The organism is Thermobispora bispora DSM 43833, assembly GCF_000092645.1.
Lineage (GTDB): Bacteria > Actinomycetota > Actinomycetes > Streptosporangiales > Streptosporangiaceae > Thermobispora > Thermobispora bispora.
Genome location: NC_014165.1, coordinates 630564 through 650254 on the forward strand (window position 1 = coordinate 630564; position 19691 = coordinate 650254).

Below are 19691 nucleotides of genomic sequence, written 5' to 3' on the forward strand. Positions count from 1 at the left end.
ATGCTGATCCCGCGCAAGGTCAAGCACCGCAAGCAGCACCGGCCTCGCCGTAGCGGAATGGCCAAGGGCGGCACCCGCGTGGTGTTCGGCGATTACGGCATCCAGGCGCTTGAGCACGCTTACGTGACCAACCGCCAGATCGAGGCCGCGCGTATCGCCATGACCCGGCACATCCGCCGCGGCGGCAAGGTGTGGATCAACATCTTCCCGGACCGTCCCCTCACGAAGAAGCCGGCCGAGACCCGTATGGGTTCCGGTAAGGGCTCTCCGGAGTGGTGGATCGCGAACGTCAAGCCCGGCCGTGTGATGTTCGAGCTGTCGGGTGTCCCCGAGCCCGTGGCCCGGGAGGCACTGCGCCGTGCCATGCACAAGCTCCCCATGAAGTGCCGGTTCGTGAAGCGTGAAGTGGGTGAGGTGTGATGGCCAAGAGTCCGACAGCGGCTGAGCTGCGCCTCGAGGACCACGACACGCTGGTCCAGAAGCTCAAGGAGGCGAAGGAGGAGCTGTTCAACCTTCGCTTCCAGGCGGCGACCGGCCAGCTTCAGAACACCGCGCGGCTGCGTGCCGTTCGCCGGGAGATCGCCCGCATTTACACCGTGATGCGCGAGCGCGAACTCGGCATCGTCACGGTCGAGAAGGAGTCGAGCGATGGCTGACACAGCCGAGGCAACCGGGACGGGCCGGCAGACGCGTGGTCGCCGCAAGACGCGCGAGGGCATCGTCGTCAGCGACAAGATGGACAAGACCGTGGTGGTCGCCGTCGAGGACCGGGTCAAGCACCCCCTCTACGGCAAGGTCATCCGGCGGACGTCCAAGTACAAGGCGCACGACGAGCACAATGCCTGCGGCGTCGGCGACCGTGTGCTCCTGATGGAGACGCGGCCGCTGTCCGCCACCAAGCGCTGGCGGGTCGTCCGGATCATCGAGAAGGCCCAGTAACAACCGCACAGAGACGCGCCTCGTGGGGGGTGGGAGACCGCCCCCCATGCGGTGTCCAAGGGACCGAGCCGATCGGCTCCCGGTCCCACCCGCAGCGGCGCCGGTACGGCCGCCGCCGCGGGAAGCAAACGACGATAGGTTCCGCCAGGCTCACGGAAGTGAGAACCGGCGCGACACACAGGAGTTGACGTGATCCAGCAGGAGTCGCGGCTCAAGGTCGCCGACAACACGGGTGCCAAGGAGATCCTCTGCATCCGGGTACTCGGTGGCTCTGGTCGGCGCTACGCGGGGATCGGCGACGTCATCGTCGCCACGGTGAAGGACGCCATCCCCGGCGGCAGCGTGAAGAAGGGCGACGTTGTGAAGGCCGTCGTGGTGCGCACCGCGAAGGAGCGCCGCCGTCCCGACGGCTCCTACATCCGCTTCGACGAGAACGCCGCGGTCCTCATCAGGGACAGTGGCGACCCGCGGGGGACGCGCATCTTCGGCCCTGTCGGGCGGGAGCTGCGGGACAAGAAGTTCATGCGCATCATCTCGCTCGCCCCGGAGGTGCTGTGATGCCCAAGCTGCACGTGAAGAAGGGCGACCTCGTCCAGGTCATCGCGGGCAAGGACAAGGGCGCCAAGGGCCGGGTCATCCGCGCCTTGCCGCGTGAGCAGCGCGTGGTGGTCGAGGGCGTCAACCTGATCAAGAAGCACTCCAAGGTCACCCACCAGGGGCCTCGCGGCGCCAAGGAGGGCGGAGTGCTGACCATGGAGGCGCCCATCCACGTGAGCAACGTCAAGAAGCTCAAGGATGACGAGAAGGCCGAGAAGCCGGAGAAGAAGGCCGCCGCAAAGGGCGACACCACCGAGGCGACCGGTGAGGACAAGTGATGACCGTCACCACTCAAGAGCGGGTCGTCCCGCGTCTCAAGCTGCGCTACCGCGAGGAGATCGTTCCTAAGCTGCGCGAGCAGTTCGGCTACAAGAACATCATGCAGGTGCCCAAGCTCACCAAGATCAAGGTGAACATGGGCATCGGTGAGGCGGCCCGTGACTCGAAGCTCATCGAGGGCGCGATCCGCGACCTCGCCGCGATCACCGGTCAGCGGCCGGCGATCGCCCGGGCCCGCAAGTCGATCGCGCAGTTCAAGCTTCGTGAGGGCATGCCGATCGGCGCGCACGTGACCCTGCGCGGCGACCGGATGTGGGAGTTCCTGGACCGGCTGCTCTCGCTCGCGCTGCCGCGCATCCGTGACTTCCGCGGCCTCTCGCCGAAGCAGTTCGACGGCCGGGGCAACTACACCTTCGGCCTCACCGAGCAGCTGATGTTCCACGAGGTCGACCAGGACAAGATCGACCGCCTGCGCGGCATGGACATCACGATCGTCACCACGGCGACCGACGACGAACAGGGCCGGGCGCTGCTGAAGCTCCTCGGCTTCCCGTTCAAGGAAGCGTGAGCAGCCTGAACGTGGCTGAGGGACCCGACAAGGAGACTTGATCATGGCGAAGACGGCACTGATCGTCAAGGCGCGGCGGAAGCCGAAGTTCAAGGTCAGGGCGTACACTCGCTGCACGCGTTGCGGCCGGCCCCGTTCCGTCTACCGCAAGTTCGGGCTGTGCCGAGTGTGCTTCCGCGAGATGGCGCACCGCGGCGAGCTGCCCGGCGTCACCAAGGCGAGCTGGTGACCGCCGCCGGGTAGCCGGCCGTACACCCCGAAGTCAGTAAGCAAGGAAGTCGTATCAACCCCGGGCGCTGTCCCCAGCGCCCCATGACCACACCGCAGGTCCCGGAGGGGAAACCGCGGTGAGGAGGGCCACCGGCCATGACGATGACGGACCCGATCGCAGACATGCTGACACGTCTGCGTAACGCGAACGCGGCCTATCACGACACCGTGTCGATGCCGTACTCCAAGATCAAGGCGCACATCGCCGAGATCCTCCAGCAGGAGGGCTACATCCAGTCCTGGAGCGTGGAGGACGCCAAGGTCGGCAAGAACCTCGTGATAGAGCTGAAGTTCGGGCCGAACCGTGAGCGTGCACTCGCGGGCCTGCGCCGGGTCTCGAAGCCCGGTCTGCGGGTCTACGCCAAGAAGGACAACCTGCCCCGTGTGCTGGGCGGCCTGGGCATCGCGATCCTGTCGACGTCCAGCGGCCTCATGACGGACAAGCAGGCCAGGAAGCGTGGAGTTGGCGGGGAAGTCCTCGCCTACGTCTGGTAACGAGGGGAGGAAGCAGAGCATGTCGCGGATCGGACGGCTGCCCATCCCCGTACCGGCAGGTGTCGAAGTCACGATCGATGGCCGGCATGTCCAGGTCAAGGGGCCGAAGGGCACGCTCTCGCACACCGTTGCCGAGCCGATCCAGGTGTCGAGGGCCGAGGACGGGTCGATCCAGGTCACCCGTCCCAACGACGAGAACAAGGTGCGGGCGCTGCACGGCCTGACCCGCACGCTCATCGCCAACATGGTGACGGGCGTGACCCAGGGGTACAGCAAGACGCTGGAGATCGTCGGCGTCGGTTACCGTGTCCAGGCCAAGAGCCCGACCCAGCTTGAGTTCGCTCTGGGGTACAGCCACCCGATTGTCGTCGACGCGCCGGAGGGGATCACCTTCCGCGTGGAGAAGCCGACCCTCTTCCACGTCGAGGGCATCGACAAGCAGAAGGTCGGTCAGGTCGCCGCGAACATCAGGAAGCTGCGCAAGCCGGATCCGTACAAGGGCAAGGGCGTGCGCTACCAGGGCGAAGTGATCCGCCGTAAGGTCGGGAAGGCTGGTAAGTAGGCATGGCTAGCAAGATTGCGTTCCGCAAGCGCACGGCCGCCCGCGTCGTGGCGCGAGCCCGCCGACACCGCCGCGTCCGCAAGAAGATCTTCGGTACGGCTGAGCGTCCGCGTCTGGTCGTCACGCGGTCCACCCGGCACATGTTCGTGCAGATCGTGGACGACACCAAGGGGCACACGCTGGTGAGCGCCTCCACCATGGACGCCTCGCTGCGCGGCCTGGAGGGCACCAAGACCGAGAAGGCGAGGAAGGTCGGCGAGCTCCTCGCTCAGCGGGCCAAGGCCGCCGGAATCACCCAGGTCGTGTTCGACCGGGGTGGCAACCGCTACGCAGGGCGCATCGCGGCTCTCGCCGACAGCGCCCGTGAAGGCGGGCTGGTGTTCTGATGGCCCCGGCCCGTGGGTTTCGAGTGATGGCCCGTGAGACGAGCAACGAGAAGAGGAACCACTGATGGCTGCAGCTCCGCGTCGCGGCGCAGGCGGCGGTGGCGAGCGGCGGGACCGTCGTGAAGATCGCCGCGGGGGCGCCGCAGACAAGGGCGTCTCGTACATCGAGCGCGTTGTAAAGATCAACCGAGTCGCGAAGGTCGTCAAGGGCGGCCGGCGGTTCAGCTTCACCGCGCTGGTCGTGGTCGGTGACGGCAACGGCCTCGTCGGGGTCGGGTACGGCAAGGCCAAGGAGGTGCCCGCGGCCATCGCCAAGGGCGTCGAGGAGGCCAAGAAGCACTTCTTCCGCGTGCCGCGGATCCAGGGCACGATCCCGCACGCCGTGATCGGCGAGGAGGCGGCCGGCGTCGTCCTGCTCCGCCCGGCGTCGCCGGGTACCGGTGTCATCGCGGGTGGCCCGGTGCGCGCGGTCCTGGAGTGCGCCGGCATCCATGACGTGCTGTCCAAGTCGCTCGGTTCGGACAACCCGATCAACATTGTGCACGCCACGGTGAAGGCGCTGAAGAGCCTGAACCGGCCCGAGGAGATCGCGGCTCGTCGTGGCCTGCCGCTCGAGGAGGTCGCGCCCGCGGCGATGCTGCGGGCCCGTGCCGAGGGCCTCGCCGAGGCCGCGGCGGCTGCGAAGGCGGTGAGCTGACGATGGCCCGACTGAAGATCACCCAGGTCCGGTCGCAGATCGGCAGCAGGCAGAACCAGCGGGACACGCTGCGTTCGCTGGGTCTGAAGCGGATCGGTGACGTGGTGATCAAGGATGATCGCCCGGAGATCCGGGGGATGGTCGCCACCGTCTCCCACCTCGTGCAGGTAACTGAGCTCACCGAGGAGGGGGGCAACTAGCGATGACGGAGAGGTCTCCGCTCAAGATCCACGATCTCCGCCCGGCCCCGGGAGCGAACCGTCCCAGGATCCGCAAGGGCCGCGGTGAGGCCTCGAAGGGCAAGACCGCGGGCCGTGGTACCAAGGGCTCCAAGGCCAGGACCACGATCCGGCCCGGTTTCGAGGGCGGTCAGCTTCCGCTCCAGCGGCGAGTGCCGAAGCTGAAGGGCTTCTCCAACAGCCTGTTCAAGAAGACCTACCAGGTCGTCAACCTCAGCCAGCTGGCGAAGCTCTACCCGCAGGGCGGAGAGGTGACCCCGGAGGACCTGGTCGCCAAGGGCGCGGTCCGCAAGAACCAGCCGGTGAAGGTGCTGGGCAACGGGGAGATCTCCGTGGCGCTGAACGTGAAGGCGCACGCGTTCTCCGCCAGCGCCAAGGAGAAGATCGCCGCGGCCGGCGGCTCGGTCTCACAGCTGTAAAGATGACTGACGCACCAGGGCGCGGAGGCTCGTAATGAGCCTCCGCGTCCGTTAGTGCGTTAGAGTTCGCTGGAAGCGGGCGCGCATCGCGGCCCGACTCGATACCCGTTCACTGGCAAGCAGACATGTCGATGGACGCCCCCCAGACCATCGCCGACCGCGTCACAGGCGCGCAGGAGGGACCGTGCTAACCGCGATCACCCGGGCTTTCCGGACACCGGACCTGCGCAAGAAGCTGCTGTTCACGCTGGGCATCATCGTGCTGTTCCGGCTCGGCTCGGTGCTCCCGACCCCCGGCGTGAACTCCGAGAACATCCGCCTGTGCCTTGAGCAGGCCCAGGCGGGGGATGCCGGCAACATCTACGGGATGGTGCAGCTGTTCAGCGGCGGCGCCCTCCTGAAACTTTCAGTGTTCGCGCTGGGGATCATGCCGTACATCACGGCGAGCATCATCCTCCAGCTCCTCACCGTGGTGATCCCCCGTCTGGAGACGCTGAAGAAGGAGGGGCAGGCCGGTCAGGCCAAGATCACCCAGTACACCCGGTACCTGACGGTCGCCCTGGCGGTGCTCCAGTCGACGGCGTTCATCGCGCTCGCCCGGAGCGGTCAGCTCTTCCCGAGCTGCACCGAGCCGATCCTGGTGAGCGAGGACATCTTCCCGCTCGTCACCATGGTCGTCACTATGACGGCGGGCACCGCGGTGATCATGTGGCTCGGTGAGCTGATCACCGACCGCGGCATCGGGAACGGCATGTCGCTCCTGATCTTCACTCAGGTGATCGCGGTGTTCCCGGCCGAGCTGGTGAACATCTACCGCCAGAGCCCGCTCAAGTTCGTCGTGGTGATGGCCGTCGGCGTGGTGATCATCGGGGTCGTCATCTTCATCGAGCAGGCGCAGCGGCGGATCCCGGTGCAGTACGCCAAGCGGCTGGTCGGGCGGCGCATGTACGGGGGGACGTCGACCTATATCCCGCTGAAGGTGAACCAGGCGGGCATCATCCCGGTCATCTTCGCGTCCTCGCTCCTGTACCTGCCCCAGCTCGCCGTCACGCTGTTCGGCAACACCGAGAACCCGAACGTGATCATCGAGTGGTTCGCCGAGAACCTGGTACGCGGCGATCACCCGGTCTACATGGCGGCGTTCTTCGCCCTCATCATCTTCTTCACGTACTTCTACGTCTCCATTACCTTCAACCCCGCTGAAGTGGCCGACAACATGAAGAAGTACGGTGGGTTCATTCCGGGCATCCGCCCGGGCCGGCCGACCGCGGAGTACCTCAACTACGTGCTCACGCGGCTCACCGCCGCCGGCGCACCGTACCTCGGGGTGATCTCCCTCATCCCGATCGTCGCGCTGGCGGTGGCCGGTGCAAGCCAGAACTTCCCGTTCGGAGGGACCAGCATTCTGATCATGGTTGGTGTCGGCCTTGATACGGTCAAGCAGATCGAGAGTCAGCTGCAGCAGCGGAACTACGAGGGCTTTCTGAGATAGTGCGCGTCGTCCTGGTCGGGCCCCCCGGAGCAGGTAAGGGGACGCAGGCCCAGTACATCGCATCGCACCTGTCGGTCCCCAAGATCTCAACTGGGGACATCTTCCGCGCGAACGTCTCGCGTGGCACGGAACTCGGCAAACTTGCCAAGGAGTACATGGACCGCGGCGAGCTCGTCCCCGACGAGGTGACGATCGCCATGGTCCGCGACCGGCTCTTGCAGGACGACGCCCGGGAGGGGTTCCTGCTCGACGGGTTCCCCCGGAACGTGCCGCAGGCAGAGGTCTTGAAGGAGATGCTCGCCGAGTTCGGCGCGTCCCTCGACGTGGTCCTGGAGCTGAAGGTCGACGACGAGGAGGTCATCCGGCGGCTCTCCGGCCGGAGGACCTGCCGCTCCTGTGGCAAGGTCTGGCACGTGGTGTTCGACCCGCCGGCCGTGGAGGGCGTCTGCGACGCCTGCGGCGGCGAGCTGTTCCAGCGGGACGACGACCGGGAGGAGACCATCCGGCGGCGTCTCGAGGTCTATCAGGAACAGACGGCTCCACTGATCTCCTTCTACGAGAAGGAGGGCATCCTCGCGGGGATCGACGCGACCGGACCGGTCGAAGAGGTCACCCAGCGGGCGTTGTCGGTGTTGCGGCGTTTCGGTAACTGACCGAGGCCGGGGCGAGGAACGCCACTCCACGACCTGGAGTGGCGTTCAGTCTTGTTAGGCGAGCTCGGGGATCATCCGCGGGAGTGGCATAGGTGTTCAGGAAGAGCAGACACGGGATCCAGATCAAGACGAAGGAGCAGATCGAGCTGATGCGCGCCGCCGGGCTCGTGGTCGCGCGCACGCTCGAGCTGCTCCGGAAAGAGGTCCGCCCCGGCATCACCACCCTGGATCTCGACCGGATCGCCGAGGAGGCGATCCGGGACCAGGGAGCGATCCCCTCGTTCAAGGGCTACCACGGCTACCCCGCCACCATCTGCGCCTCGGTGAACCACGAGGTGGTCCACGGCATCCCCCACGACCGGCGGCGGCTCCGGGAGGGTGACATCATCTCCATCGACTGCGGCGCGATCCTCGACGGCTGGCACGGGGACGCGGCGATCACGGTCCCGGTGGGGGAGGTGTCGCCCGAGCTGACCAAGCTGATGCAGGTGACCGAGGAGGCCATGTGGCGGGGGATCTCCGCGCTCCGGGTCGGCGGTCACCTCTCCGACATTGGCTTCCGCATCGAGCGGTACGTCCGCTCCCAGGGCCGGTACGGCATCCCCCCGGAGTACGGCGGGCACGGCATCGGCACCGAGATGCACATGGAGCCGTGGGTGGCGAACTACGGCAAGCCCGGCCGGGGACCCCGCTTCGAGGTCGGCATGTGCTTCGCCATCGAGCCCATGGTCAACCTGGGCACGCCGCGGACCAGGGTGCTCAGCGACGAGTGGACCGTGGTCACGCTCGACGGCCGGCCGTCGGCGCACTTCGAGCACAGCGTGGCGCTGACCGAGGACGGGCCGCTCGTGCTCACCGCGCTCGACGGGGGAGCCTCGCGCCTGAAGGGGCAGGGCGCGGCGAACTGAGCCGGCCGGGCCGTCCCGCACACCCCGCCCCACCTGGCATGTCGCGCCACCGGTGCGCCGGCACGACCAAGGCCCGCGCGACGCGCGCGGGGCCTTGCGCGGGGGCGCCGAGGCTCAGGCGGTCGGCGGCTCCGGGCGGTCGATGATCCGCTCCCAGGTGCCGCCGGGGCGGCGGCGCACCACCTGCACCCGTCCGCCGGCGCCGTCGGCGGGGCGGGTGGAGGTGAGGGCGAGGTCGCCGTACCGGAGCGTCGGCAGCGGCTGCTCCACCCGGAACGGGAGCGGGGCGTGCTCGAGCGCCGGAACCCTGTCCTGTGGGCCGGCTTGGGGTGGCGTGCGGATACGGCCGGGCTCAGGAGCGCGCACCCTGCCAGGCGCGCACGCAGCGGTCGATCTGCTCGGCCAGCGGCGGCGCGCCGAGCCGGTTGTCGATCTCGACGTGCGGCACCACCGGCGGCTCGTCCACCCGGATCGCCCGCAGGAAGTTCTCGAAGTTCGCGAGCTTCCCGGCGTCGCGGGTGAGCCCGCGCTCGACGAGCCTGCGCCCCAGGGTGGGTCCGTCGGAGCGGACCCACAGCAGGTGCACCACGCCGCCGCCGAGCTCGTCCACCCAGCGCCGCCAGAGCTCCGCGTCGTGCACCTGGCTCGTGAACGGGCCGGCGAGCATCACCGGGCAGCCGTGGGAGCGGATCTGGCGGGCGGTCGCGGTGAGCCCGGCGTACTCGTGCACCTTGACGTGCCGGTCGTACCAGGGGCCCTCCCGCTCCCCCTCCGGCCTGCCGTACGCGGCGAGCATCGCCGCCACGAAGCCGCCGTACACGGTGTCCTTGTCGAGCAGCGCCGGGACGGGGTCGAGCCTCGCGAGCAGCAGCTCGCACACGGTCGACTTCCCCGCGCCCGGCGGTCCGGAGACGATCCACAGCGGAGCGGGCATGCTCTCCAGCATCGCAGCCGCCCGCCCCGGCCGGTCACCCGGCCGCCGGCACCGCCCGCCGCGCGGCCTCCGGGTCGGGGCGGCGAGGGGCATAATGGGGGCGATTGCGGAGATCGGCGGGAGTTGCAATGTCGATATCGCCGGAGATGCGGGCCTCGGACCGCGACCGGGACCGGGTGGCCGAGGCGCTGCGGGAGCATCTGGCCGAGGGGCGGCTCACCGTCGACGAGTTCAACGAGCGGCTGGAGCGGGTCTATCAGAGCCGTACGTACGGTGAGCTCGCAAAGATCACCGCTGATCTTCCCGAGATCGACCTCCACCGGCCGCCGGCGCCGGCGCCCTCGAAGGAGGTGGCGCGCAAGCGGAGGCCCGCCGAGGTCGCCCTGAAGGCGAGCTGGGCGGCCTGGGCGACCGCGAGCAGCATCAACTGGGTGATCTGGCTGATCGTGTCGATCACCACGGGCACGTGGATCTACCCCTGGCCGTTGTGGGTGATGGGCCCGTGGGGGGCGGCCCTCCTCGTCGGCACCATCTTCGGCCGGCAGTTCGGCCACGGCCGCAACGGGTGAGCCACGGCGGCCGCGGCGGGTGAGGCCGGCCGTACCGGATCCGGGGAGCGGGACGCGCCGCGCGGGGAGCGCGGTGGGCGGCGGCCGCCGGGGGAGGACGGCGGCACGCCCGGCGGCCGTTCTGAGCGGGCCGGCGGATCGCACCGGCGCCGTCGTGGACCGGCCGGCACGTCTCACCCGGCGGCACCCGGCGGCGGAGGGCGCGGAGCGGCCACGCGGCCCGGAGCCCGGCGGGTCCGAGCCCGGCGAGAGCGCACCTCACCGGAGCACGGCACGGCTTGCGGTAATCTTCAACGGGGTCGTGTCGGCGCCCCGGCGTGCCTTCGTTTCGCATCGCAGGCCAGGGTGTCGTACACTCCTTTGTCGGTTCACTATGACCTTTTGCGCCAGGCGGTCGGGCTGACCGCCGCTCCCTGGAAGCGCCCGAAGGTCGCGGCTGCTTAGTGTTCCGAATTCTCCGCAGACGACCGATCAGTGAAACGCGAGGACCATGGCCAAGAAGGACGGCGCCATCGAGATTGAGGGCACGGTAGTCGAGACGCTCCCGAACGCGATGTTCCGGGTGCAACTCGACAACGGGCACATGGTCCTGGCCCATATCAGCGGCCGGATGCGGATGCACTACATCCGGATCCTGCCCGACGATCGGGTCGTCGTGGAGCTGAGCCCCTACGACCTGAGTCGGGGGCGGATCGTCTACCGGTACAAGTAGGCCTCTCTGCCGAGGGCGGGCCGTACACGGAACGAAAAGGACCATGAAGGTTAGGCCGAGCGTTAAGAAGATCTGCGACAAGTGCCGGGTGATCCGCCGGCACGGTCGTGTGATGGTGATCTGCGAGAACCTGCGCCACAAGCAGCGTCAGGGTTAGTCCGAGTCAGGAAACGCGTCTCACACCCGCGAAGGCGGTCTCCTCGCGGAGGCCGAACCGCGTGGGAGACCCCCGGACGGAGGCCGGGGCCCTCGCCCAGGGCATGGGGAGGGAGGTGCGGCGCAAAACCTCCGCGACAAGAAAAGGAGAATGCCCACTATGGCCCGCTTGGTAGGCGTCGACCTCCCCCGCGACAAGCGGTTGGAGATCGCCCTCACCTACATCTACGGGATTGGCCGTTCCCGCGCCAAGGAGATTCTGAAGGCGACGGGGATCAACCCCGACCTGCGCGTCTACCAGCTCACCGACGCCGAGCTGGTGCCGATCCGTGACTACATCGAGGCGAACTACAAGGTCGAAGGCGACCTCCGCCGCGAGGTCCAGGCCGACATTCGCCGGAAGATCGAGATCGGTTGCTACCAGGGCATCCGCCACCGCAAGGGGCTGCCCGTCCGCGGTCAGCGGACCCAGACGAACGCGCGGACCCGCAAGGGCAAGCGCAAGACCGTCGCCGGGAAGAAGAAGCCGGGCAAGAAGTAGTCCTAGCAGCCAAAATTCCAGGAGAGCGCATAAATGCCGCCGAAGTCCCGACAGGGCGCGACCTCCTCGAAGAAGTCGCGCCGCAAGGAAAAGAAGAACGTCGCTCACGGGCACGCCCATATCAAGAGCACGTTCAACAACACGATCGTCTCGATCACCGACACCAACGGGAACGTGATCTCCTGGGCCAGCGCCGGCCACGTCGGGTTCAAGGGCTCGCGCAAGTCCACGCCGTTCGCGGCGCAGATGGCCGCCGAGAACGCCGCCCGCCGTGCCATGGAGCACGGCATGCGGAAGGTCGACGTCTTCGTCAAGGGGCCCGGCTCCGGCCGTGAGACCGCGATCCGCGCCCTCCAGGCGACCGGTCTCGAGGTCGACTCGATCCAGGACGTGACCCCGGTCCCGCACAACGGCTGCCGTCCGCCGAAGCGCCGCCGAGTCTGAGCTCAGGAGAGAAGAGAAATGGCTCGTTACACGGGTCCGGACTGCAAGCTCTGCCGCCGGGAGAAGACCAAGCTCTTCCTCAAGGGCAAGAAGTGCGAGTCCGCGAAGTGCCCCATCGAGATCCGTCCCTACCCGCCTGGTGAACACGGCCGTGGCCGTCCCAAGGAGTCGGAGTACCAGCTCCAGCTCCGGGAGAAGCAGAAGACCCGCCGCATCTACGGCGTCCTCGAGAAGCAGTTCCACCGCTACTACGAGGAGGCCAGCCGGCGGCCCGGCAAGACCGGCGAGAACCTGCTCCAGATCCTGGAGAGCCGGCTCGACAACGTGGTCTACCGCGCCGGCTTCGCCGAGTCGCGCGACGCCGCCCGCCAGCAGGTGCGGCACGGTCACTTCCTGGTCAACGGCCGCAAGGTCAACATCCCGTCCTACCGGGTTCGCGAGCACGACGTCATCGAGGTGCGCGAGAACAAGCGCCACCTGATGCCGTACGAGGTCGCCCGCGCCACCCACTCCGAGAAGAAGATCCCCGCGTGGCTGGGGGTCTCGACGGAGCACATGCGGATCCTCGTGCACCAGCTCCCGACCCGGCAGCAGATCGACACGCTGGTCCAGGAGCAGCTGATCGTCGAGCTTTACTCGAAGTAATCGGCGACGTCATGCGGTGCCGTACCCCCGTACGGGCCGTACGGCATCATGGAGTGGAACCGAGTGGCGTCATATAGCGGGCGTCACCGTTATTGGGGACGGCGCGGAGCCGGCGATCGCCGGTGATCCGGCGTCGTCCCGGAGACAGGGGGAGTCCCAATGCTCATCGCACAGCGTCCGACACTCCAGGAGGAGCCCCTCTCCGAGTACCGGTCCAGGTTCATCCTCGAGCCCCTGGAGCCGGGGTTCGGCTACACCATCGGCAACTCGCTCCGGCGTACTCTGCTGTCCTCGATCCCCGGGGCGGCGGTCACCAGCATCCGTATCGAGGGCGTGCTCCACGAGTTCTCGACCGTGCCGGGGGTCAAGGAAGACGTCACCGACATCATCCTCAACCTCAAGCAGCTGGTCGTCTCGTCCGAGCACGACGAGCCGGTGGTGATGTACCTGCGCAAGCAGGGGCCCGGTGAGGTCACCGCCGCCGACATCGCGCCGCCGGCCGGTGTCGAGGTGCACAACCCCGAGCTGCACATCGCCACGCTGAACGGCAAGGCGAAGCTCGAGATGGAGCTGACCGTCGAGCGTGGCCGGGGGTACGTCTCCGCCGCGCAGAACAAGCAGCCGGGGCAGGAGATCGGACGTATCCCGATCGACTCGATCTACTCCCCCGTTCTCAAGGTCACCTACAAGGTCGAGGCGACCCGTGTCGAGCAGCGCACGGACTTCGACCGCCTGATCCTCGACGTCGAGACCAAGCCCTCGATCAAGCCCCGGGACGCCGTGGCCTCGGCCGGCAAGACGCTGGTCGAGCTGTTCGGGCTCGCCCGGGAGCTCAACGTCGAGGCCGAGGGCATCGAGATCGGCCCGTCGCCCACGGACGCGGCCCTCGCCGCCGACCTGGCGCTGCCGATCGAGGAGCTCAACCTCACCGTCCGGTCCTACAACTGCCTCAAGCGTGAGGGCATCCACACGGTCGGTGAGCTGGTCAGCCGCAGCGAGCAGGACCTGCTCGACATCCGGAACTTCGGCGCCAAGTCGATCGAGGAGGTCAAGCAGAAGCTCGCCGAGATGGGCCTCACCCTCAAGGACTCCCCTCCGGGGTTCGACCCGGCCACGGTCGCCGGTGGCGGTGGGAGGCTCGACGACGAGGATCGCGGCTTCATCGAGACCGAGCAGTACTGAGCGGCCCTCGGCACGGTGACCGCCCGGCCCGGCCGGGGCGGCACCGCCGCCAGCGGTCTGCCTGGCAAGCCATGAAGGTACCGACCGGCGCATGCCGGTCGGCCCGACCCCGGTACCTGATACGGCCGGGGCGGGTTCGTCCATGAGGAGCACACACGATGCCCAAGCCCACCAAGGGCGCCCGTCTCGGCGGCAGCCCGGCCCACGAGCGGCTGATCCTGGCGAACCTCGCCACGCAGCTGTTCCAGCACGGCCGGATCCGCACCACGGAGGCGAAGGCCAAGCGTCTGCGCCCGTTCGCTGAGCGGTTGATCACCAAGGCAAAGAAGGGCGACCTGCACAACCGCCGCCAGGTGCTGGCGGTCATCCGTGACAAGAGCGTCGTCCACCACCTCTTCACCGAGATCGCGCCGACGTTCGCCGAGCGTCCCGGTGGCTACACCCGGATCACCAAGATCGGCCCGCGCCGGGGTGACAACGCCCCCATGGCCATCATCGAGCTGGTGACCGAGCCGATGCGGCCGGTCCGGGTGGCTCGCAAGGCTCCGGCCGCCGCCGAGCAGCAGGCGGAGCAGCCGAAGGCCGCCGAGGAGCAGAAGGCCGCTCAGGAGGAGCAGGCCGCCGAGGCGAAGGCCGAGGCCGCCCAGGAGCAGGCCGAGACCGCCGCCGAGGCCGAGAAGGCCGAGGCCGCGGAGGGCGGCAAGCAGGACGAGAAGAAGGACGAAGCCTGACCTTCAGGCCGTACCGTGAGTGGGCCCGGCTCCCCATTGTGGGATGCTGGGCCCGCTCATTTCGCGGACGGTCATCGCCGAGCGACGCCGGAGGGCAACGGAGGAGACGCGGTGGATCGAGACCCGGTGCGGTTCAGGCTCGACCTGGGGTACGACGGCACGGACTTTCAGGGGTGGGCGCGGCAGCCCGGCCTGCGGACCGTCCAGGGGGAGCTGGAGGCCGCGCTCGCCACGCTGCTGCGGCTGGAGGCCCCGCCCCGGCTGACCGTGGCGGGCCGTACCGACGCCGGGGTGCACGCGCGCGGCCAGGTCGTCCACGTCGACCTCCCGCTCGCCGCGCTCGCCATCCTCGAACCCCGCGGGAGGGAGACGGCCACGCCGCCCGCGGAGCGCCTCCCGGAGCTGTGCTCCGCGCTCGTCCGGCGGCTCGCCGCGGTGCTCCCGCCCGACGTCCGGGTCTTCGCCGTCTCCGTGCCCCCGGACGGCTTCGACGCCCGGTTCTCCGCGCTCTGCCGGCGGTACTGCTACCGCGTCTGCGACGCCCCGGGCGGGGTGGACCCGCTGCGGCGGCGGGAGGTGCTCTGGTACCCCAAGCCGCTCGACGTCGAGCTGATGAACGCCGCCTCGGTCCGGCTGCTCGGCGAGCACGACTTCGCCGCCTTCTGCAAGAAGCGCGAGGGCGCGACGACCATCCGGGAGCTCCGGCGGTTCGAGTGGGCCCGGCGCGACGACGGGATCATCGAGGCGACCGTGGTGGCGGACGCCTTCTGCCACTCCATGGTGCGGTCCCTGGTCGGCGCCGTGCTCGCCGTCGGGGAGGGCAAGCGGCCGGTGGAGTGGCCGGCCGAGGTGCTCGCGCGAGCCGTGCGCGACTCGGCCGTGCGCGTGGCCCCGGCGCACGGCCTGACCCTGGAGGAGGTGCGCTACCCGGAGACCGCCGAGGAGCTGGCGCGGCGCGCCGCCCAGGCCCGCCGGGTGCGCACGCTCACTTCTTGAGCCGCTTCTCGATCACCTTCGTGGTGTGGTCGCGGAAGGCGCCGCTGACCGGGGCGAGCTTCGTGTCATCGGGGCCGGGCGTGCGCCCGTCCGAGTAGGTCGCGTAGCTGAACACGATGTAGCGCCCCCAGACCAGGCCGGCCCCGTAGCCGCCGGCGATCTCCATCCGCTCGGCGCCGCTGCCCTGCTTGCCGTTGAGGCCGCGGAACCACACGTTCCGCCCGAGGTCCTTGGCCCGGTCGACGGTGAGCGCCGCCTCCTTGGTGGGGAGCACGGCGATGCCGGTGGTGACCGCGAAGTCACGCTCGCGGTCCACGTAGGTCGCGCGCAGCACGCGGCGGCAGTGCTGCTCCGCGAGCGCGGTGGCGAACGCCCCGGTGGCGGCCTGGTCGCACTCGTCGGTGGAGTGGACCTTGACCCGCCGGAAGGTCCGGCCGGCCACGGTGACCCGGGTCTCCGGGAAGGCCTCGTTGAGCGTGAGCGTGTTGGGGTCGGTCGTCTCGGAGTCGAGCTTCGCGTCGGGGCCGGTCGGCTCGGGCTCCGGCTCGGTGGTGGCCGGTGCCGCGCTGCTCGTGGCGCCGCTCCGGGCGGTGCCCTCGTCGGGGCCGCCGTAGGCGAGGAAGGCGCCGGTCCCGATCGCCGCCACCGCGACCACGGAGGCCGCGGCGATCACCACCTTCTTCGCCGCCCCGGAGAGCGTGCGGCGGCCGGGGTCCTGCTGGGACGAGGGCCGGCCGGTCTCCGGGGACGCGCCGGGGCCGTCCGCCCGGCTCTGCGGAGGCGGTGGCGCGCCGAACGGCGGTGGCATGGGCGGCCGGGCCGCCTTCGCCGGAATCACCGGGGTGAACATCGAGCCCGGTGCCGAGGGGTCCCTGCGGTCTTGGGCCGGCGAGGTCGCCTGCTCGCCGGAGGACGTGTCGGAACGCGGTAGGCGGAGCGGCATGGTGTGCTGACCTTCCGATTGCGCGGGGTCGTCCTGCTCCTCCGATGCCGGCCGGTCGTCCGCCGGCCGTTCCTCCGCCGTCTGGCCGGGCGGGTCCGAGGCCTCAGGGGCCGTCTCCCCGGCGGCCGGTGCCGACGCGCCCGGCGCGGGCGCGGCCTCGGCCGCATCGGTGCCGGCCGGGCGCGTATCCGTGCCGGTGGGCCGCGTGCCGGTCTCGCCGGGGCTCGTCTCGGTGCCGGCCGGCTGGGCCTCGGCTCCGGCGGGGCGGGCGCCGGCCTCGGCGGGCCGCTCGGGCGCGGCGGCCTGGGGCGGCCGGGTGGCGGAACCGTCTCGCGGCGGGCGGTCCCCGGTGGGGCCACCGCCGTCTCCGGTGGGTTCGGTCTCCTTGGCCGGCTCCGGTCGCGGTGCCCCGGGCCCGGCGGCGGGAGCGCCCTCCTTGGGTGCGTCGCCCTGCGCGGCCGCCGTGGCCGTGGCGGGCTCAGCCGTACCGGTGTGCTCGCCGGGACGGCCGGCCGCCTGGGAGGCGTCCGGGGTGCCGCTCCGCGGATCCGCGGGCGAGGACGCGCCGGGCCGCGGCGCGGAGCCGTCCGCCGGGACCGGTGCGGGCCGCTCCGTGCCGTAGGCGGCGGGCGGCGGCCACGAGCGCGGCATGCCGGCGCCACCCGGACCGGCCGTTTCCGGGGACGGCTCACCGGGCAGCCTGGGCGGCCAGGGCGGGGCTTCGCCCGAGCCTCCGGGCGGGGCCGGTTGCCCGGCCGGTCCCGCCTGCCATCCGGGCGCGGGCCATGGGGCGCCCGGCGGCGGAGCGGGAGGCCCGGCCGTGGGCCATGGGGCGGGCTCGGCGGCATGCGCCGGCGCCCCGCCGTCCCGGGCACCGTGCGCGAGGGCGTGCTCCGGCCCGCGGGACGGGCCGGGCACCGGTGGAGGCCAGCCCGCGGCGCCGGGCCGCGGGGGCGTCTGCGGGCCGGCCTGTGGCGCGTTCGCGGGCGCCTGTGGGTTCGTGGCGGCCTGGGACGGGCCGATGGGCGTCCCAGGGGCCTGTGGCTGGTTCGCGGGGGCCTGCGGGCCCATGGGCGGCGCCGGAGGGCTCATGGCGCCGTGCGGAGGCATGGGAGGGAGACCCCCGCCGGGCTCGGCCGGTGCCTGGCCGCCCGGGGGCGGGGGCCAGGGCTGCCCGGGGTGCGGCGCCGGGGCGGGCGGCGTACCGGGGTACGGCCCGGGGCCCGGGTACCCCTGAGGCGGTTGCGGCCGGTCGGCCGGAGGCCGGTACGGAGGAGGCTGAGGCGGGTTGTCGGGCGCCGGGTGCGGGAAGCGCTGCGGCCGGTAGTCGGCGTACGGCGGGGCGTGCCCGCCCGGGTACGGCACGGCACCGCCGTCACCCGGCCGTGGCGACTGCGGCGGGAAGGCGGGCAATGGCCGGGTCACCGCCGGGTCGGGCGGTGGCGCCTGCTCCGGGGCGGGCGTACCGCCCGGCGGCGTGCCCGGTCCGGCCTGGGGTGCGCCCGGGGGAGTGGCGTGCCCGCCCGGTGCGCCGGGGTGGGGCCCGCCCTGCGGTGCGCCGGGTGGTGGCGTGCCCGGTGCGCCGGGCTGCGCGGTCTGCGGGCCGGGGAACCACAAAATGCCCGGCCCGGGGGCGTGCGGCCCGGGCGGCATGCCGGGACCGGCCTGGGGCGCGCTCTGCGGCGCGGTGCGCGATCCCGATGATGGCGCGGTGTGCGATCCCGATGACGCGCCCGGCCCGGGCTGCCCGCTCAGCGGCGCGGCGGGAGCGCCCACGCCCGGCCCCGCCTGCCGTCCGCTCTCCGATTGGGCGTGCGCGTCCGGTGCGCCGGGGTGGGGCCCGCCCTGCGGTGCGCCGGGTGGTGGTGTGCCCGGTGCGCCGGGCTGCGCGGTCTGCGGGCCGGAGGACGGCGCACCCGGCCCGGTGGGCGCGCCGGACCGCGAGCCGGCGGCCGGTGCCTGGCCGGGTGTGGGCGATCCCGGGCCGTCCGCGGAACGGCCGGTGCCCGGCGGGGTGGGCGCGGCCGCGGAGCCGGCCGCGTCCGGCTCGCGGGGAACCCGCGCCGTGTCCTGCTCGTGCTCGTGCTCGGAACCGGGATCCTGGCCACGCATAGCCGGAAGCGTATCGATGAGAACGAGGTCGAAGGGCCGCTATCGGGCTTTCCGCCGCCCGATGCCGGATGGATCACCGCGGCGCGCGGCCCGGCGGGCCCGGGTCACGCGCGGCGCCCGCCGGTGAGCGAGCGGTGCTCCAGGGCGGGGAAGACCGTCTGGTCGGCGATGTCGTTCGCCGCCCGATAGAGCTGCTTGAGCTCGTTCTTGTTCGGCTTGTGCCCGTCCTTGAACTGGAACCACAGCAGCACGGCGTAGTGGCCGTAGGTCCAGCCGCCCGCGTACGCGTCCCCGTTGCCGAGCTGCTTGGTCGCCTCGTCCTTCCCGGGGAGCGGCTTGAGGTAGTCCTCGCGCTCCTTCCCGCCGCCGGCGGTGGCGACCTTCTTCGCCGCCGCGGAGGTGGCGAGGTTGGCGACTCCCACCGTTCCGATGATCTTGTTCTTGGTGTCCCGGAAGCTGGCCCTGATCAGCTGGGTGCAGCGGCCGGAGCGCAGCGCCTTCTTGATCTTGTCGCCGTTGACCCCGTCTTCGCAGCGCTTCTCCTTGCGCCAGACCGTCCGGACGTACCCGCGCCCCTTGGTGGCGAACTTCGCCTTCCCGAACAGCTCCTTCACGGTGAGCGGGGTCTTGTCGGTCTTGCGCGAGGCCGCGAAGCCGTACTTGCCGGTGGGGAAGCTCGGCAGGGAGCTCGACGGCTTGGGGGTGGCGACCGGGGCCGCGGGCTTCTCGTTCTTCGCCGCCGTCCACAGGCCGAAGAAGAGTGCGCCGATCAGCGCCATCACGCCGCCGGTGAGGATGAGCGGCTTGATCCACTGCGGGCCCCGGGCGTCGGGGTCCCACGCCGGCTCGGCCTGCTCGGCGGGCCGCTGCCGCCGTCCGGGCGCGGTGCGGCTCTGCTCGTCCCGCCGGCTCGGTGACTCCTCGCCCGGGCCAGGCCCACCGGGCCCGGGGCCGGGCTCCGGCTGGTGCGGCGCGGCGCCCTGCGGGGTGCCGCCCGGTTCCGGCCCGTGCGCCCCGCCCAGCGGAGCGTGCCCCGTATCCAATGCGTACGGCCCACCCTGCGGAGTGTGACCTGGTTCTGGTCCGTATGGCCCGGCCTGTGGAGTGTGGCTCGGTTCGGGGCCGTACGGTCCGCCCGGTGGGGTGTGGCCCGGATCCGGCCGGTACGGCATGGCCCCCTGCAGGGTGGGACCCGTCTCCCACCCGTACGGCCCGGCCTGGG

The 19691-nt window shown here is 70.7% G+C and carries 29 protein-coding genes; 25 read left to right on the forward strand and 4 right to left on the reverse strand.

The genetic code is table 11. The annotated features are described in order from the left end of the window. The 16 genes from rplP (at position 1) to map (ending at position 8504) form a co-directional block, all read left to right on the forward strand. Positions 1-420, forward strand: coding sequence for a 50S ribosomal protein L16 (rplP, locus tag TBIS_RS02845; protein WP_013130829.1), 420 nt, complete (start codon positions 1-3; stop codon positions 418-420). Next, positions 420-656 (forward strand): 50S ribosomal protein L29, encoded by a 237-nt coding sequence (rpmC, locus tag TBIS_RS02850; protein WP_013130830.1) that lies wholly within the window; start codon positions 420-422, stop codon positions 654-656. The genes rplP and rpmC overlap by 1 nt, the downstream gene beginning before the upstream one ends. Continuing rightward, positions 649-939: a 30S ribosomal protein S17 gene (rpsQ, locus tag TBIS_RS02855; RefSeq protein WP_013130831.1), complete on the forward strand. Its 291-nt coding sequence runs from the start codon at positions 649-651 to the stop codon at positions 937-939. Before rpmC ends, rpsQ begins: the two co-directional genes overlap by 8 nt. A 189-nt stretch (positions 940-1128) precedes the next feature. Beyond that, complete coding sequence (gene rplN, locus TBIS_RS02860; RefSeq protein ID WP_013130832.1) at positions 1129-1497, forward strand: 50S ribosomal protein L14; 369 nt, start codon at positions 1129-1131, stop codon at positions 1495-1497. A gap of 8 nt (positions 1498-1505) precedes the next feature. Continuing rightward, positions 1506-1814: a 50S ribosomal protein L24 gene (rplX, locus tag TBIS_RS02865; protein WP_083785308.1), complete on the forward strand. Its 309-nt coding sequence runs from the start codon at positions 1506-1508 to the stop codon at positions 1812-1814. After that, complete coding sequence (gene rplE / locus TBIS_RS02870; protein ID WP_013130834.1) at positions 1814-2383, forward strand: 50S ribosomal protein L5; 570 nt, start codon at positions 1814-1816, stop codon at positions 2381-2383. Before rplX ends, rplE begins: the two co-directional genes overlap by 1 nt. Before the next feature lie 43 nt (positions 2384-2426). Beyond that, complete coding sequence (locus TBIS_RS02875; protein WP_013130835.1) at positions 2427-2612, forward strand: type Z 30S ribosomal protein S14; 186 nt, start codon at positions 2427-2429, stop codon at positions 2610-2612. A gap of 137 nt (positions 2613-2749) precedes the next feature. Further along, positions 2750-3148 carry a 30S ribosomal protein S8 gene (gene rpsH, locus TBIS_RS02880; protein WP_013130836.1) on the forward strand — a complete coding sequence of 133 codons (399 nt, stop codon included), beginning with the start codon at positions 2750-2752 and terminating at the stop codon, positions 3146-3148. Positions 3149-3167: 19 nt separating this feature from the next. Continuing rightward, positions 3168-3710, forward strand: coding sequence for a 50S ribosomal protein L6 (gene rplF / locus TBIS_RS02885; protein WP_013130837.1), 543 nt, complete (start codon positions 3168-3170; stop codon positions 3708-3710). Positions 3711-3712: 2 nt separating this feature from the next. Then, entirely contained in the window at positions 3713-4096 is a 384-nt protein-coding gene (rplR, locus tag TBIS_RS02890; protein WP_013130838.1) for a 50S ribosomal protein L18, read from the forward strand. A gap of 64 nt (positions 4097-4160) precedes the next feature. Further along, complete coding sequence (gene rpsE, locus TBIS_RS02895; RefSeq protein WP_013130839.1) at positions 4161-4793, forward strand: 30S ribosomal protein S5; 633 nt, start codon at positions 4161-4163, stop codon at positions 4791-4793. A 2-nt stretch (positions 4794-4795) separates the two neighbouring features. Further along, positions 4796-4993 carry a 50S ribosomal protein L30 gene (rpmD, locus tag TBIS_RS02900; RefSeq protein ID WP_013130840.1) on the forward strand — a complete coding sequence of 66 codons (198 nt, stop codon included), beginning with the start codon at positions 4796-4798 and terminating at the stop codon, positions 4991-4993. A 2-nt stretch (positions 4994-4995) separates the two neighbouring features. Beyond that, complete coding sequence (gene rplO, locus TBIS_RS02905) at positions 4996-5451, forward strand: 50S ribosomal protein L15 (protein ID WP_013130841.1); 456 nt, start codon at positions 4996-4998, stop codon at positions 5449-5451. Positions 5452-5635: 184 nt separating this feature from the next. Further along, positions 5636-6943 carry a preprotein translocase subunit SecY gene (secY, locus tag TBIS_RS02910; protein WP_013130842.1) on the forward strand — a complete coding sequence of 436 codons (1308 nt, stop codon included), beginning with the start codon at positions 5636-5638 and terminating at the stop codon, positions 6941-6943. Continuing rightward, positions 6943-7596: an adenylate kinase gene (locus TBIS_RS02915; protein ID WP_013130843.1), complete on the forward strand. Its 654-nt coding sequence runs from the start codon at positions 6943-6945 to the stop codon at positions 7594-7596. Before secY ends, TBIS_RS02915 begins: the two co-directional genes overlap by 1 nt. 92 nt (positions 7597-7688) lie before the next feature. Continuing rightward, positions 7689-8504: a type I methionyl aminopeptidase gene (map, locus tag TBIS_RS02920; protein ID WP_013130844.1), complete on the forward strand. Its 816-nt coding sequence runs from the start codon at positions 7689-7691 to the stop codon at positions 8502-8504. A 114-nt stretch (positions 8505-8618) separates the two neighbouring features. Here the strand turns inward: map and TBIS_RS02925 are convergent, their stop codons facing one another. After that, positions 8619-8774: a hypothetical protein gene (locus TBIS_RS02925; RefSeq protein ID WP_206771193.1), complete on the reverse strand. Its 156-nt coding sequence runs from the start codon at positions 8772-8774 to the stop codon at positions 8619-8621. An 82-nt stretch (positions 8775-8856) separates the two neighbouring features. Beyond that, positions 8857-9438 (reverse strand): P-loop nucleotide/nucleoside kinase family protein, encoded by a 582-nt coding sequence (locus TBIS_RS02930; RefSeq protein WP_050760616.1) that lies wholly within the window; start codon positions 9436-9438, stop codon positions 8857-8859. 128 nt (positions 9439-9566) lie between these two features. Between TBIS_RS02930 and TBIS_RS02935 the strand changes: the two genes are divergently transcribed. The 9 genes from TBIS_RS02935 to truA all read left to right on the forward strand — a co-directional run bounded on the left by TBIS_RS02935 (position 9567) and on the right by truA (position 15414). Beyond that, entirely contained in the window at positions 9567-10007 is a 441-nt protein-coding gene (locus TBIS_RS02935) for a DUF1707 SHOCT-like domain-containing protein (RefSeq protein WP_013130847.1), read from the forward strand. Between the two features lie 490 nt (positions 10008-10497). Then, on the forward strand, positions 10498-10719 hold the full coding sequence (gene infA / locus TBIS_RS02940; protein ID WP_013130848.1) for a translation initiation factor IF-1: 222 nt from the start codon (positions 10498-10500) through the stop codon (positions 10717-10719). Between the two features lie 43 nt (positions 10720-10762). Further along, positions 10763-10876 carry a 50S ribosomal protein L36 gene (gene rpmJ, locus TBIS_RS18460; RefSeq protein WP_013130849.1) on the forward strand — a complete coding sequence of 38 codons (114 nt, stop codon included), beginning with the start codon at positions 10763-10765 and terminating at the stop codon, positions 10874-10876. A 159-nt stretch (positions 10877-11035) separates the two neighbouring features. After that, positions 11036-11416: a 30S ribosomal protein S13 gene (gene rpsM / locus TBIS_RS02945; protein ID WP_013130850.1), complete on the forward strand. Its 381-nt coding sequence runs from the start codon at positions 11036-11038 to the stop codon at positions 11414-11416. A gap of 33 nt (positions 11417-11449) precedes the next feature. Further along, complete coding sequence (rpsK, locus tag TBIS_RS02950; RefSeq protein ID WP_013130851.1) at positions 11450-11860, forward strand: 30S ribosomal protein S11; 411 nt, start codon at positions 11450-11452, stop codon at positions 11858-11860. An 18-nt stretch (positions 11861-11878) separates the two neighbouring features. Continuing rightward, on the forward strand, positions 11879-12505 hold the full coding sequence (rpsD, locus tag TBIS_RS02955) for a 30S ribosomal protein S4 (protein ID WP_013130852.1): 627 nt from the start codon (positions 11879-11881) through the stop codon (positions 12503-12505). 159 nt (positions 12506-12664) lie between these two features. Next, positions 12665-13687, forward strand: coding sequence for a DNA-directed RNA polymerase subunit alpha (locus tag TBIS_RS02960; protein ID WP_013130853.1), 1023 nt, complete (start codon positions 12665-12667; stop codon positions 13685-13687). A gap of 158 nt (positions 13688-13845) precedes the next feature. Next, positions 13846-14418, forward strand: a complete 573-nt coding sequence (gene rplQ, locus TBIS_RS02965; protein ID WP_013130854.1) for a 50S ribosomal protein L17 — start codon at positions 13846-13848, stop codon at positions 14416-14418. Positions 14419-14529: 111 nt separating this feature from the next. Further along, on the forward strand, positions 14530-15414 hold the full coding sequence (gene truA, locus TBIS_RS02970) for a tRNA pseudouridine(38-40) synthase TruA (protein WP_013130855.1): 885 nt from the start codon (positions 14530-14532) through the stop codon (positions 15412-15414). Here truA and TBIS_RS18955 read toward each other — a convergent pair. Together TBIS_RS18955 and TBIS_RS02980 are read right to left on the reverse strand one after the other, a co-directional pair. Further along, complete coding sequence (locus tag TBIS_RS18955; protein WP_158306170.1) at positions 15404-16357, reverse strand: hypothetical protein; 954 nt, start codon at positions 16355-16357, stop codon at positions 15404-15406. The genes truA and TBIS_RS18955 overlap by 11 nt on opposite strands. 2216 nt (positions 16358-18573) lie before the next feature. After that, entirely contained in the window at positions 18574-19512 is a 939-nt protein-coding gene (locus tag TBIS_RS02980; protein WP_013130857.1) for a hypothetical protein, read from the reverse strand. Positions 19513-19691 lie beyond the last annotated feature (179 nt).